Origin of the sequence: Autumnicola aciditolerans, assembly GCF_041679265.1 — a bacterium.
GTDB lineage: Bacteria > Bacteroidota > Bacteroidia > Flavobacteriales > Flavobacteriaceae > Autumnicola.
Window position 1 is genome coordinate 40978 of the sequence record NZ_JBGFSM010000016.1, and the last position, 13504, is coordinate 54481.

10 protein-coding genes are annotated in these 13504 nt (G+C 39.1%); 7 read left to right on the forward strand and 3 right to left on the reverse strand.

Translation table 11 applies throughout. The features are described 5' to 3' along the window. Positions 1 to 31: 31 nt before the first annotated feature. The 5 genes from AB8M93_RS18770 to AB8M93_RS15760 all read left to right on the forward strand — a co-directional run bounded on the left by AB8M93_RS18770 (position 32) and on the right by AB8M93_RS15760 (position 7521). Positions 32 to 1378, forward strand: a complete 1347-nt coding sequence (locus tag AB8M93_RS18770; protein WP_489671762.1) for a carboxypeptidase-like regulatory domain-containing protein — start codon at positions 32 to 34, stop codon at positions 1376 to 1378. A gap of 60 nt (positions 1379 to 1438) precedes the next feature. Beyond that, entirely contained in the window at positions 1439 to 3478 is a 2040-nt protein-coding gene (locus AB8M93_RS18775; protein WP_489671763.1) for a TonB-dependent receptor domain-containing protein, read from the forward strand. 10 nt (positions 3479 to 3488) lie between these two features. Further along, positions 3489 to 4937 carry a SusD/RagB family nutrient-binding outer membrane lipoprotein gene (locus AB8M93_RS15750; RefSeq protein ID WP_373059424.1) on the forward strand — a complete coding sequence of 483 codons (1449 nt, stop codon included), beginning with the start codon at positions 3489 to 3491 and terminating at the stop codon, positions 4935 to 4937. Positions 4938 to 4948: 11 nt separating this feature from the next. Beyond that, positions 4949 to 6523: a calcineurin-like phosphoesterase C-terminal domain-containing protein gene (locus tag AB8M93_RS15755; protein ID WP_373059510.1), complete on the forward strand. Its 1575-nt coding sequence runs from the start codon at positions 4949 to 4951 to the stop codon at positions 6521 to 6523. Between the two features lie 71 nt (positions 6524 to 6594). After that, positions 6595 to 7521 carry a glycerophosphodiester phosphodiesterase family protein gene (locus AB8M93_RS15760; RefSeq protein WP_373059426.1) on the forward strand — a complete coding sequence of 309 codons (927 nt, stop codon included), beginning with the start codon at positions 6595 to 6597 and terminating at the stop codon, positions 7519 to 7521. 395 nt (positions 7522 to 7916) lie between these two features. Here the strand turns inward: AB8M93_RS15760 and AB8M93_RS15765 are convergent, their stop codons facing one another. Further along, the gene (locus AB8M93_RS15765; RefSeq protein ID WP_373059428.1) at positions 7917 to 9365 is read right to left on the reverse strand and encodes a glyceraldehyde-3-phosphate dehydrogenase; all 1449 of its coding nucleotides are present in this window, start codon (positions 9363 to 9365) and stop codon (positions 7917 to 7919) included. Between the two features lie 95 nt (positions 9366 to 9460). Then, positions 9461 to 9823 (reverse strand): hypothetical protein, encoded by a 363-nt coding sequence (locus tag AB8M93_RS15770; RefSeq protein WP_373059430.1) that lies wholly within the window; start codon positions 9821 to 9823, stop codon positions 9461 to 9463. Between the two features lie 71 nt (positions 9824 to 9894). On the opposite strand from AB8M93_RS15770, the gene AB8M93_RS15775 reads away from it, so the two are divergent. Together AB8M93_RS15775 and AB8M93_RS15780 are read left to right on the forward strand one after the other, a co-directional pair. Next, the gene (locus AB8M93_RS15775; RefSeq protein ID WP_373059432.1) at positions 9895 to 10320 is read left to right on the forward strand and encodes a LexA family protein; all 426 of its coding nucleotides are present in this window, start codon (positions 9895 to 9897) and stop codon (positions 10318 to 10320) included. Continuing rightward, entirely contained in the window at positions 10320 to 11579 is a 1260-nt protein-coding gene (locus AB8M93_RS15780; RefSeq protein ID WP_373059434.1) for a Y-family DNA polymerase, read from the forward strand. Before AB8M93_RS15775 ends, AB8M93_RS15780 begins: the two co-directional genes overlap by 1 nt. Positions 11580 to 11659: 80 nt before the next feature. On the opposite strand, the gene AB8M93_RS15785 is transcribed toward AB8M93_RS15780, so the two are convergent. Further along, positions 11660 to 13453, reverse strand: a complete 1794-nt coding sequence (locus AB8M93_RS15785) for a hypothetical protein (protein WP_373059436.1) — start codon at positions 13451 to 13453, stop codon at positions 11660 to 11662. Between the last annotated feature and the right edge of the window lie 51 nt (positions 13454 to 13504).

Here is a 13504-nt window from a genome sequence, read left to right on the forward strand (position 1 = left end):
CAAACCTCTTAAAATTTATAGCCAAACTGTAATGAATACGAAAGTACAATTTTTAAAAAGAAAATCTATAGAGCGTATGTGCCTCCTGCTAGCCCTGCTATCAAGTTATACAGGAAGTATTTATGCTGAGACTACCAATCCCGATGATATTAAAATAAGCATCAGGGTCTCCGATAAAACATTTACCGAAATTTTTGATGAAATAGAAAGCCTTAGCAAGTTTACCTTTGCTTATGATGAAGATGTTTCCCGTTCAAAAAAGCGGTTCAGTTTTCAGAAGGAGAATATAAGTATTACAGGACTGCTGGATTTTCTGCGGAAAAAATCCCGGTTTGACTTTAAGATCTTTAATAACACCATAACGGTAATTAAGAAGGAGACGCCCCAGCAAATTATTCGTGGAACGGTAATAGACAACCAGGGGATGCCATTGCCAGGTGCAACGATTATTGAGACCGGCACTTCTAATGGTACCACTACCAATTTTGATGGTAACTTCAGTCTGCGAGTACCTTCGTTACCTGTTGAAATTGAGGTTTCTTTCATGGGTTTTCAAACGCGGAATTTGACGGTTTCTGCTGCTCAAAATATAGAGGTGGTGTTACAGGAGAATACCAATGCTCTTAATGAAGTAGTTGTGACAGCGCTTGGAATAAAAAGGGAAGAAAAGCAACTTGGTTTCTCTCAGGCCACAGTAGAAGCTGAAAGCCTCTCCCAAACAGCACCAACGAACTGGTCTTCAGGTTTAAAAGGAAAGGTTGCGGGAATGAATGTTGTCTCTTCAGGTTCTGGGCCTATTAATTCGCAGCAAATTACACTGAGGGGAAACAGTTCTTTCGATCTTAACGGGAACTATGCTTTAATTGTTGTGGATGGGGTTCCCGTTAATACCGAAATGACAACTTCAGGTTCCGGAAGCGCTTATATGGGAGAAGATTCTCCTATAGATTATGGCAACGGAATTTCCAATCTTAATTTTGATGATATTGAAAGTGTTTCGGTTCTTAAAGGCCCTGGTGCAGCAGCTTTGTATGGAAGCCGTGCTGCCAACGGGGTGTTGATGATCACCACAAAATCAGGACAAAAAAGCCAGGGGCTAGGAATTACTATAAACTCTATAGCTTCTTTTGATGTGATCCAGAGATGGCCTGATTACCAGTATAAATATGGGCAGGGTAATAATTATACCAATGAAAACGGAGAGCTGTATTATTCCTACGGAAGCTCTGAAGATGGAGGGAACACGGGAGCTACCAGTAGCGCATGGGGACCAGAATTCAACGGCCAGTATTACTATCAATATGATCCCGAGGTAGAAGGGCAATCGCTGGAAAGACAATTGTGGAGGCCTTATAAAGATAACCGCAAGGCTTTCTGACGTACGGGATTCACCACTCAAAATAACATATCCATCCAGGGTGGAGGTGAAAATGGCTCTATGCGGGCATCGATTGGGCAGACTAAGAATGAGTGGATTATGCCCAATACCGGGTATGAGGCTATCACCGCATCGATAAATTCACAATATGATATATCGGACAAAATAAGTCTTGGTGCGGTAGTGAAATACAATAATCGCTGGAGTGATAATCTTCCCAGCACCGGGTATAATAACGGTTCTATCGCGTATTTTATGATTTTTCAGAATCCCAACGTAGATTTGGACTGGTACAGGAATATCTGGCAGGAAGGCCAGGAGAACATCCAGCAAATCCAGCCCTTCAGCTCCTATATCGATAATCCGTACCTGATTGCCTATGAATCTTTGAACACCTTAGACAGTCATCAGATTATTGGGAATATCAATGCCAACATTAAACTTGCCCCGCATTTCAACCTGATGTTGCGTACTGCAATTAACACCTATAATCAGGAAAGGGAGCAAAAGAGGCCATACAGTATTAACCGGTACGCTGAAGGTTATTACCAGGCGCAGGATGTTTTTAAGCAGGAAATAAACAGTGATTTTCTTTTAAGCTATGAGAATCAGTTCAATGATTTTTCCCTTTCTGCCAGTGTTGGAGGCAACAACAGGACAGAAAAAAGGAGATTAAATAACGCTTCGGTTACCGGCCTGGTAGTTCCCGATGTTTATAAGCTTTCTAATGGAAAGAATGCGCCAACACTTTACACTTCAGACCAGAATAAGGAGGTAAACAGTTTGTACGGGTTGATTACCTGGTCTTACAAAGACCAGATTTTTCTGGATGTTACCGGAAGAAACGACTGGTCCAGCACCCTGCCCAAAGAAAATTGGTCATTCTTTTATCCTTCTGCAAATACCAGTTTAATATTGTCTGATATCTTCAATTTTCAAGGGAACACGGTAAGTTACTTAAAATACCGATTCTCTTATGCTCAGGTTGGTAATGATACTGATCCCTACCAAACCAGGAAGTATTATAGCCAGAATAGTTTTCCCAGTTCTGCTACTGTTCCTTCTACATTATATAACAGGGATTTTAAACCGGAAATTTCTACCAGTTATGAAACAGGAATTGAGGCAAGGCTGCTGAATAACCGTATTAATCTTGATGCTACAATATATCAGATATCAACTAAAAACCAAATTATTGCAGTGCCTCTCAACTGGAATACCGGTTACAGCTCAGCGATTTTAAATGCAGGTGAAGTACGTAACCGGGGGATAGAACTCACCCTAAACGGAAATTTATTGGAGAGTTCAAATTTCAGCTGGAATACCACATTAACCTGGTCCAAGAACTGGGGGAAGGTGTTTGATCTTCCCGATAATATAGAAAATCAATATATCATAGACCAGGGAGGGCAGGCTTCCCTCATAGCTAAAGTCGGGGAATCGCCTACTGCCATTTACGGGTATGGGTTTGTCCGGTCGCCCGATGGACAGATTGTTTACGACACTGGTGGCTTACCGGCTTATCCTGAATCAGGAGACATTCAATATATAGGTGATGCTTTGCCCGACTGGCGTGGAGGCCTTTACAATGAACTTTCTTTTGGGAATTTCGATTTTAACTTTACTATAGATGGCCAGTACGGCGGAATTATCTATTCCCAAACCCACCATAAATTGACTCAACAGGGTAAACTTACTTCCACCTTTATGGGTAGGGAAGGTATGACCATTGTTGGAGACGGTGTGGTGCTTAATGAAGACGGCACGTATTCTCCCAATACTACTGAAGTTGCCACACAGGAATGGTATAACCGCTATTATCGCAGGGCAAATGTAGAATCAAACTCTTTCGATGCTTCCTATTTAAAATTGAGGGAAGTAAGCTTAAGATATAATTTTCCGCAAAAATGGCTGGGGAATAGCGGAATCCAAAACCTGCAGCTTTCTGCTTTTGGGCGTAACCTTATTATGGTAACGGATTTCCCTATTTATGATCCCGAAACTGCCGCCCTAAATGGTAACCGAATAATGCCGGGTGTGGAAATTGGGCAGATGCCTTCTCCTGCAACCTACGGCTTCAACTTAAAAATGAACTTATAATTCAATAATTATGAATAAAAATAAATCATTACTATTTAGCTTACTTGCCGTTCTATTAATAGCGGCCTGTACTAATGAATTTGATGAAATAAATTCTGATCCCAACAGAATTGAAGAAGTTAGCCCTGCAACCCTCCTTAATCCCATTATTTATGGATTAGCCACTCATAATATCGGCAGGGCAAACGCTATTACTTTTGATTTGATGCAGGTTTCCCTGCCGTTTCCCAGTGTGTCCGGTGGTCTGCACCGTTATGATGTGAGTATGGGCATCGGGAATTCTTCCTGGAACAATTATTACAAATGGTTAAAGAATATCCAGGAAATGAAAGCCGCAGCCGATGCCAGGGAAGATGAGAATTACCAGGCTATCGCGTTAACGCTCCAGGCTTATGTTTATGCCAATCTTACCGATCTCTTTGGACCAGTGCCTATAACGGAAGCTGTAATGGCGGAAGATGGAATCCTGTATCCGGATTTTGATTCCCAGGAAAGCATTTATGACAAAATCCTGGAAGACCTGGAAACAGCCAACGCTTTATATAATCCGGAAGAGAGTATGGTTTATATGGAAGATATACTCTTCCAGAACGACGTTGAAAAATGGCAGAGATTCACCAATTCTCTCCATATGCGCCTTTTACTTAGAATTTCTAACCGTTCTGAAACCAATGCTTTTCAAAAACTGACAGAAATGGTAAATAATCCGGAGATTTATCCTGTTTTTGAAAATACTGAAGAGTCCGCTATCCTACAGGTAACAGGCGTAGAGCCCAATGTAAGCCCCTGGGGCAGGCCTCAGGATTTCAGATTGAGCACAAAGATTACCTCTTTTTTTATTGATAATCTTAATGAATGGAATGACCCTCGAAGGCCGATTATTGCAACAATGGCTTCAGAAACAGATGAAGATCAAAATACCATCAATATAGGATATAAAGGAATTCCCAGCGCTTACACAGGCCCTGAGTCTCAGTTCACCTACAATGCTTCCACCTTTAATATAGAACAGGTAACCAATCCTATGCAGATTTTCCTGCTGACTTATGCTGAAGTAGAATTTATTAAAGCTGAACTGGCCCAACGAGGCTTTATTGAAGATGCCCAAACGCACTACCGCAATGGAGTAGTGGCCGCTATGGAGCAATTGGGAGTAGAAGAGGTTCCTGAGGATTATTTTGAAAACCCGGCGGTTGCCTATAATGGGACATTGGAGCAAATAATGCTTCAAAAATATTACGCCCTCTATTTTACCGATTATCAGCAGTGGTTTGAATACCGCAGAACCGGTTATCCTGAACTTCCTACAACAGAATCGATGTTTAACGATGGAGTTATGCCTTCAAGGCTGTATTATCCTACAGATCTTGCTATAGAAAACTCTGAAGGCTACGCCCAGGGAGTGGAAATGCTTGGTGGCAGTGATGACATTAATACAAAAGTTTGGTGGGACCAGTAAAATAAGGAATGATGAAAAATACCATTTTAACGATAGGCATATTATTAATCAGCTTCGGAATTTTTGCACAGGATAGCGTAAAAGGTTATGTGTTTGAAGACCTGAACAACAATGGAAGAAAAGACCGAAAAGAACAGGGTATTGCCAATATTTCGGTGTCCAACGGTAGAGAAGTGGTTATTACCGACAGTGCGGGGAAATATGAACTTCCTGTAGGTGGTGATGATATTATTTTCGTGATAAAACCTTCTGGCTATGGGGTAAAGACGGATGAAAATAATCAGCCTCAGTTTTATTATATCAATAAACCAAAAGGTTCACCGGAAACTAAATTTCCCGGGGTGAAACCTACCGGGAAATTACCAAAATCTGTAGATTTTGGTTTAATTCCTTCCGAAGAGAATGAAGAATTTACCGCTCTTATTTTTGGTGATCCCCAGCCTTATAACCTTAAAGAGATCGATTATTTTGCCAAAGGGATTGTAGCTGAAGTTGAGGGTATCGAAAATATTCCTTTCGGTTTAAGTTTGGGCGATCTGGTGGGAAACGATCTTGAACTTTTCCAGCCATATATTCAGGCTGTAAAAAAGGTGGGAATCCCGTGGTATAACCTTATGGGAAATCATGATATGAATTTTGATGCCACAAAAGATAATATGTCTGATGAAACTTATGAGGCCAATTTTGGACCGGCCAATTACGCCTTTAATTACGGTAAAGTACATTTTATTATCATGGATGATATTTTGTATCCCGACCCGAGGGATCAAAAGGGTTATTTAGGCGGTTTTCGGGAGGATCAACTGGATTTTATTGAAAATGACTTGGAACATGTTTCTAAAGATCAACTGGTGGTACTTGCATGGCATATTCCATTAGCTGAGCCGGAAAATCAGGACACCTTCAGGGATAAAGATAAGCAGCGATTGTTCACGATTTTAAGTGAATTCCCACATACCTTGTCACTTTCGGCGCATACGCACATCCAAAGGCAGGATTTCTTTGGAAAAGAAGATGGTTTTGATCGTGAAGAAATGCATCATGAATACAATGTAGGCACTACCTCGGGAGACTGGTATTCCGGCATGCTGGATGAACAGGGAATTCCTATTTCGGTGATGCGTGATGGTACGCCTAAAGGTTATGCTTTTATACACTTTAATGGTAATTCCTATCAAACGAATTACAAGGTGGCCGGGAAAAATAAGGATTACCAAATGAAAATTTTCGCACCAAAAGTGGTGGCTACCGGAAGAAGGAGCCAGGCAGGGATATTTGTTAATTTTTTTATGGGGAATGAGGGAGATGAAGTTTTATATCGTATAGACAATGGGGAGTGGAAGCCAATGGAGTATACAGAAAGGAAAGATCCGTCATACGAAACTCTGGTTTACGAATGGGATCTTTCCGAAGAATTGATGGAGGGAAGGCGCTCTTCCAATCCTATAAATAGTACTCATTTATGGAGAGGTGATATTCCAACCCGGTTAAAAACAGGAGAGCATATCATTGAAATAAGAGCTACAGATATGTTCGGGAATACTTTTTCTGAAAAAAGCAGTTACCGCCTGGAAGAACCTAAATAAAAATCTTTGTTTAGTTTGTGTAGGCCTGCTGGAGCTTTTTGCAAAAGTGGGCCTTCTTTAAAATTTACAACATGAAAATATTTCAATTTGTTTTAGCAGGATTAGTTCTCTTTAGTACTTCTTGCAAACATTCTACGAAAGAAAAAGAGGAATCCGGAATATTAACTGAAAACGGAATTGAAGTTCAGGGCCATCGGGGAGAACGCGGCTTGATGCCTGAAAATAGTATCCCTGGATTTATTGCTGCAATAAATGATAGTGTTGATGTAATTGAAATGGATGTAGTGATCTCCGGAGATGGGGAAGTAGTGGTTTCCCATGAACCTTTTATGTCTTCGGCATATGTACTACAACCTAATGGCGACAGTATCAAAAAGTCTGAGGAAGCTAACTATAATCTTTATCAAATGCCCTATGATAGTATCAGGAAATACGATATAGGATTAAAGGGGAATAATTCATTTCCCGGGCAACATAAGGTTTCGGCCTATAAGCCCTTACTGGTGGAAGTTATAGATAGTGTGGAAAAATATATAGAAAATAAGAAACTGAAACCGGTCGGGTATAATATTGAACTTAAATCTGACCAGGAACAATATGGGATTTCCCAGCCGGAACCTGAAGTATTTGTAGATATGGTGATGAATGTAATTGAAAATAAGGATATTAAGGGGGCTGTAAATATTCAGTCTTTTGACCCTGCTATTTTAAACACGATCCATAAAAATTATCCAGGAACAAAATTGGCATTTTTGGTCTACAAGGAAGGTATTCAGGAAAATATGGATCAATTAAACTTTGTACCTGAAATATATAGTCCCAATTATAACCTTGTAAAAAATGAAGCTTTCGTAGATTCTATAAAAGCGCTACAGATGAAACTGATTCCCTGGACGGTTAATAAAAATGAAGCAATAAAAAAGATGATAGAGTTAAGGGTTGATGGTATTATTACCGATTTTCCCGGAAAGGCTAATAAGCTTTTTAAAGCTAAATAAAATTTCGATTTTGAAATATCGGAACTTTGGTAATTCACTTACCATAACAACAGGAAAAATTCCAGTAAATGATATCGCCCATCCTATAGTTCAATTGGGATGACTATACAAATCTATAGATTCATCCTCCTAATTTACCAGAATATTAAACTGCGCGAGGTTTCTGTGCTGTTTTTATAGCGAACGGGAACTTAAGGGTTCCTGCCTGACATCCTGGGTGAGGGGGGGCAGGCAGGAAATAAATACAGCATAGGGAGCATCCTGCTTATGTTTTACCGAATAGAATTAGCCTGTTCTAACGATCATGAGAAAGATTTTCTGTCATATGTTTAGACATATCATTTATAAATATGTTAAGGTCAAAAGACTTTAATTTTATTTTTATATAAAGGCTTTTAATAATAAGTATATCTTCTAACCTTGGCAATATGCTTTGCCAATCGTATGACCTGGTGGCTATAGCCATACTCATTGTCGTACCATATGTACAGGATAATGTTCTTTCCATCTGCCGAAACAATGGTAGCTTTGCTGTCATAAATTGCCGGGGCTGAGGAACCTAATACATCTGTTGAAACCAGTTCGTTATCAATAGAATATTTTATCTGCTCTACCAAATCTCCTTCCAGGGCATATTTTTTTATAATCGCATTTATTTCTTTCAACGAAGTTGGATTTTCCACTTCCAGGTTTAGAATTACCAGGGAACCATTGGGAACAGGTACACGTATGGCATTTGAAGTGAGTTTTCCTTGCAGTGCCGGTAATGCCCTGGCCACCGCTTTGCCGGCCCCGGTTTCAGTGATAACCATATTTAAGGTAGCGGCTCGTCCCCGGCGGTATTTACTATGCATATTATCTACCAGGTTCTGATCATTAGTATAAGCATGGATGGTTTCCAGATGACCTTTTACCACTCCCAGGGATTCTTCTATAGCCTTCAGTACCGGTGTTATGGCATTTGTAGTACATGATGCTGCCGAAAAAAGGGAGATGCTATCTGGATGATATTCTTTGTGGTTTACGCCGTGAACTATGTTAGGAACTCCTTTGGCGGGAGCGGTAAGAAGTACTTTAGAAGCTCCTTTGGATTGCAGGTGCCTGTTAAGTTCTTCCTGGTCTCTAAAAGCACCGGTATTATCAATTATCAGGGCGTCCTTTATACCATATTTAGTATAGTCTATGTCTACCGGCTGATTGGCAGCAATCATTTGAATACTTGTTCCGTTAATGATCAGGGTGTTACTGTTTGGATCTATCCGAACTGTACCATTAAAATTGCCATGAACGGAATCGTTTCTAAACAGCGCCGCCCTTTTTTCCAGGTTTTCCCTGTTAATTTGTCCTCTTGTTACTATTGCCCTTAATCTTAGCTGGTTTCCCTTGCCTGTTCTTGCCATTAATTCTCTGGCAACCAATCTTCCAATGCGTCCAAAACCATAGAGGACCACATCTTTCGGGGTTATAACTTCAGCTTTATCTATATCTTTAAACTTCTTGTATAGGAAAGCCGTGGCATCACTGGAATTCGGTTCGCTTTGATATTCATAGGTTAGCTTTCCAATGTCTATTTTGGCAGGAGGGAGCTTTAGATTTTTTAAGGCTTTTGCTAATTCCAGCGAATCAAAAATGGAAATAGGTTTACTAATAAATTCCTCTGCGTATTCATGAAGATCCAGAATTTTACCTGTGCTGCTGTTGATGAGTTGATTTCGAAAAAATACGAGTTCAATAGCTTTATCATACCAAAGTTCTGTAATGATATTGAGTAAATGTGCACTGGCTTTTCTTCTGTCTATTTGAAAGGACAGTTCTTTTTCATAATTGGAAGTAATGGAAATCATGGTGTGGTTTGTTTTAAAAATTTTGGCAAATTTAGAAATTTCAAACGTTTTCGTAATCTTTAGATATGAGATAAAATGAAGATGATAAAATGCATCTACCTAATGATATCATTCATATTATCATCCCACATGATCATCTTATCTTTGGTAGGTTCAATTTCCCGAAGCATGCGTTTGGTTTGTAAAGGATCTACACCATATGTGGATAGACAATATTCAATTCTTTTTAAGATTAGCTTCTCCCATTCCATATAATCCCCTGTGTGCAAACCATATTGTTGATACTGATATCCCTGCCAGGAGGTTACAAAAACCCATACCTTCATATAAATATAATTGCTGCCTTTTTTACTGCGCTTTGCAGAAAAGAGGTAATCACAGGTAATTCCTATATGAGCATCTTCTATATCCTGTCCCGGAGCTTCACCCTTTATATTTCTTAAATCCAATAGTCCCATATCAAATTTTTTCTAAATATATGGAATAAATCCACTTGTATGGAATTAATCCTAGTAGTAATTTTGTACTCATGGTGGTATTAGAAGTTTTTATAAAAGAAATCGGAGTAGAGCAGTTTTTACCTGTTGTGGATGCCGGAATATCGGCAGGGTTTCCATCTCCCGCAGATGATCATCTGGAAAATTCCATAGATCTTAATAAGGAATATATCAGAAATAAGGATGCTACCTTCTTTGGACGCGTAAAAGGGGATTCAATGAAAAACGCCGGTATACATTCCGGGGATTTATTAATTATAGATAAAAGCCTGGAACCGGTTAATGGTAAAATAGCGGTATGTTTTATAGATGGTGAATTTACGGTGAAGCGCTTGAAAATTGAAAGAAGTACGATCTGGCTGTTGGCCGAAAATGAAAATTACAAACCTATTAAGGTTACTATGGATAATGAATTTCTCATCTGGGGAATGGTGACGGCTGTAATAAAGAACCTGTAATGTTTGCACTTGTAGACTGTAATAATTTTTATGCCTCATGTGAAAGGGTTTTTAACCCCGGACTGATAGGTAAACCTGTCGTTGTACTTAGCAATAATGACGGTTGTGTAATAGCACGCTCGAATGAAGCTAAGGCTCTTGCTATTCCAATGGGAGCCCCGGCATTTCTGTATGAGAAAATTTTTGAAAAAGGCCAGGTAAATGTCTTTTCTTCCAATTACGCGCTGTACGGGGATATGAGTTCCCGGGTGATGAACATCCTTTCATCCTTTACTCCAGATATTGAGATTTATAGTATAGATGAATCTTTCCTGAGGTTTGAAGGTTTTTGTCTTTTCGATTTGAGAGAGGTTGGATTGGAGATGATCGAAAAGGTTAAAAAATGCACGGGTATTCCCATTAGTGTAGGTATCGCCCCCACCAAATCATTAGCTAAGATTGCCAATAAGATTGCTAAGAAATTCAGTAAGAAAACAGGAGGTGTATGTTCTTTGGATTCGCAGGAAAAAATTGATAAAGCCTTGGAATATACAAAGATAGAGGATGTATGGGGGATAGGGAAACAGCATGCGAAAAAGCTGCAGGAAATTGGAGTATCTAATGCCCTTCAATTTACCAGGTTACCTAATGAATACGTAAGGAAAGAAATGACGGAGGTGGGTTTGCGGTTAAAAAGGGATCTTTCTGGAGAAAAAATCCTGGAACTGGAAGAGCCGGCCATTAAAAAGAACATTGCGGTTACCCGTGCATTCGAGAAAATGTATTCCGAATATCATGAAATTAGGGAGCGGGTAAGTACATACTGCTCGCGTGGAGCTTATAAATTAAGGAAACAACAATCTTGTTGTAATATGGTATATGTATTTCTTCACACTAACCCACACCGGCAGGATCTTAAACAATACAGGTGCAATATAGCTGTACAATTGGTCTTTCCCACCAATTCTACCATAGAGCTTACCAAAGCTGCTTTGTCTGGTCTGGCTGAAATTTTCCGGCAGGGCTATGAATATAAAAAAGCGGGCATTATACTTACGGGTTTGGTGCCAGAAAACCAGCGGCAGTTACCGCTGTTCACTACAATAAATCCAAAGCATGAACAGCTGATGAAAACTATTGACCTTTTAAACCAAAACCAATCCGGTAAAGTTAAATTTGGTGGCCAGGATCTAGGGCGAACATGGAAAGTACGGCAGGAAAAATTTTCCCGAAGATATACTACCAGGTTTGAAGAAATTTTGTGGATTCATGCTAAATAGAATATGAACGGTTACATTAGATTTTTAAAAAAATTAGGACCTAAACACTTAGCGGGAGAGATTTTCAAATATTGGCCAAATTAATCCAAATGAAAACCGTGATCTTCAGGTAATGGCAGTTTTTTTATAAAGCCATTCCATCGGGGATCACCATGCAAATTCTTCATGGCCTGGAAATTTAGTATTTGGTAAATATCTGAATTTTTATATGAATAAGATTTTTCCAACCACTCAAAGGCTTTATCTTTTTTATTTCTAAAAGCGTATATTTCAGCTATATTTGAACTTCCATCTTCACTATGTTGTGTTATTAGTTTTTCTAATGCTGCATCTGCTTCCTTATATCTACCCAGCCCGTATAGTGCGCGACATTTACTCCATAACTTAAAGAAAGGAGCAGGTTCTTTTTCAGCCTCAATAAGGGCTTCTTCATATTTCTCCTGATAAACCAGTATCAATGAAAGTATTGAATGTGCAACGCCCATATTTGGCATATGAAGTAAGCTGTTTCTAACTTCTTTTTCTGCTTTCTCAAACTCTCCGTTCATCCAATAAGTGAAACCTAATTCCCAGTTAAAGTTTAAAGGATCCAGTCTTTTAGTTTTTAAATAAAGTTCAACCGCTTTTTCTGTTTTTCCGGTAAAAGTTTTATTTAGGGCACCAGTATTTATTACTTCGATATTATCGGGTTCCAGATGCAACGCCTTCTGAACATTTTTGTAGGCTTCTTGCTGCCCATTCCACATAAATGTTTGTTGTCTCCCTAATACGGCATATGCAGAAGCATTTTTAGGATCAATCTGAATGGCCTTTTTGGCAGCAGAGATTCCTTTAGTTGTACCTTTTTCTATGGAAATGGAATTAAAGAGAAGAGTTTTGGACATCATTATTTTGCTCATAAGAATCCAGGCCGGGGCATAAGTACTGTCAATTTTAATAGACCGACGCAAAAGAAATTCAGCATTTTCCACACTTTCCGGAGTAGATTGCCTTAAAAGCTGTTTTGCCTCCAGGTAAAAGTTGTAAGCTTCAGTATCGGTTATGTTGGAGCGTACCTCTTTACCCAATAAGTTTGCTTTTAATTCTGAGGTTACATTATCAGCAATTTCATCCTGAATTTTAAAAACATCTTCCATTTTCCGGTCATAAGTTTTTGACCAGATTTGGGAACCATCTGCAACATTTACTAATTGAGCTGTTATGCGTAGGGTATTACCTGCTTTTCGTACATTTCCCTCCAGCAAATGGGAAACATGCAATTTTTGGCCTATTTCCTGTGCCGTAGCTTCCTTTCCTTTAAAATAAAAAGAAGAAGTGCGGCTAATCACTTTTAAATCGGGGATCTTCGCCAGAAGATTTAATATCTCATCGCTAATTCCGTCAGAAAAATACTCATGATCCTTACCTGGACTCATATCATCAAAAGCCAAAACTGCAATTGATTTTTCTTTACCTTTAGAGGCTGGAATGACTTCTTCAGTATGATTGGATTCATTATCCTTTAAGGCTCTTCCTTCGGAATAATTACTGTATAGATTTACTGAGAGAAGAATAATCGCCACTACCAAAGCACCAATAATAACTTTATTAAATTTATTACTGGTTTCAGCGGTAATAGAATCTTGTCTGGAAATATCTTCCGTTCTTTTTAATCCTTCTGGAGTTACCTCGTATATCCACGCAAATACCAGCCATACCGGAAAACCAACAATTAAGACAATTATAATAGTTTTTAATAAATCCTGAGAGATATTGAATACCGGGAAGATAATAGAAATAACCTGTACAATAATCCACGCCACCACCAAATAGGCGAGTGCAGCCTTAAAAACATTTCGCCTTTTTAATTCTTTAAAGTATTCCCTAATATCCACTTTAATTTTCGAAGTTTAATGCGGTCAAGTTGAATGAAAAGCTGTTTTAAT

What these genes read in the sequence shown, in the direction of transcription:
- AB8M93_RS15755 (WP_373059510.1), top strand. Translation starts at nt 4,949, where the DNA reads ATGAAAAATACCATTTTAACGATAGGCATATTATTAATCAGCTTCGGA.
- AB8M93_RS18775 (WP_489671763.1), top strand. Translation starts at nt 1,439, where the DNA reads ATGCGGGCATCGATTGGGCAGACTAAGAATGAGTGGATTATGCCCAAT.
- AB8M93_RS15750 (WP_373059424.1), top strand. Translation starts at nt 3,489, where the DNA reads ATGAATAAAAATAAATCATTACTATTTAGCTTACTTGCCGTTCTATTA.
- AB8M93_RS18770 (WP_489671762.1), top strand. Translation starts at nt 32, where the DNA reads ATGAATACGAAAGTACAATTTTTAAAAAGAAAATCTATAGAGCGTATG.
- AB8M93_RS15775 (WP_373059432.1), top strand. Translation starts at nt 9,895, where the DNA reads ATGGTGGTATTAGAAGTTTTTATAAAAGAAATCGGAGTAGAGCAGTTT.
- AB8M93_RS15780 (WP_373059434.1), top strand. Translation starts at nt 10,320, where the DNA reads ATGTTTGCACTTGTAGACTGTAATAATTTTTATGCCTCATGTGAAAGG.
- AB8M93_RS15760 (WP_373059426.1), top strand. Translation starts at nt 6,595, where the DNA reads ATGAAAATATTTCAATTTGTTTTAGCAGGATTAGTTCTCTTTAGTACT.
- AB8M93_RS15770 (WP_373059430.1), bottom strand. Translation starts at nt 9,823, where the DNA reads ATGGGACTATTGGATTTAAGAAATATAAAGGGTGAAGCTCCGGGACAG.
- AB8M93_RS15765 (WP_373059428.1), bottom strand. Translation starts at nt 9,365, where the DNA reads ATGATTTCCATTACTTCCAATTATGAAAAAGAACTGTCCTTTCAAATA.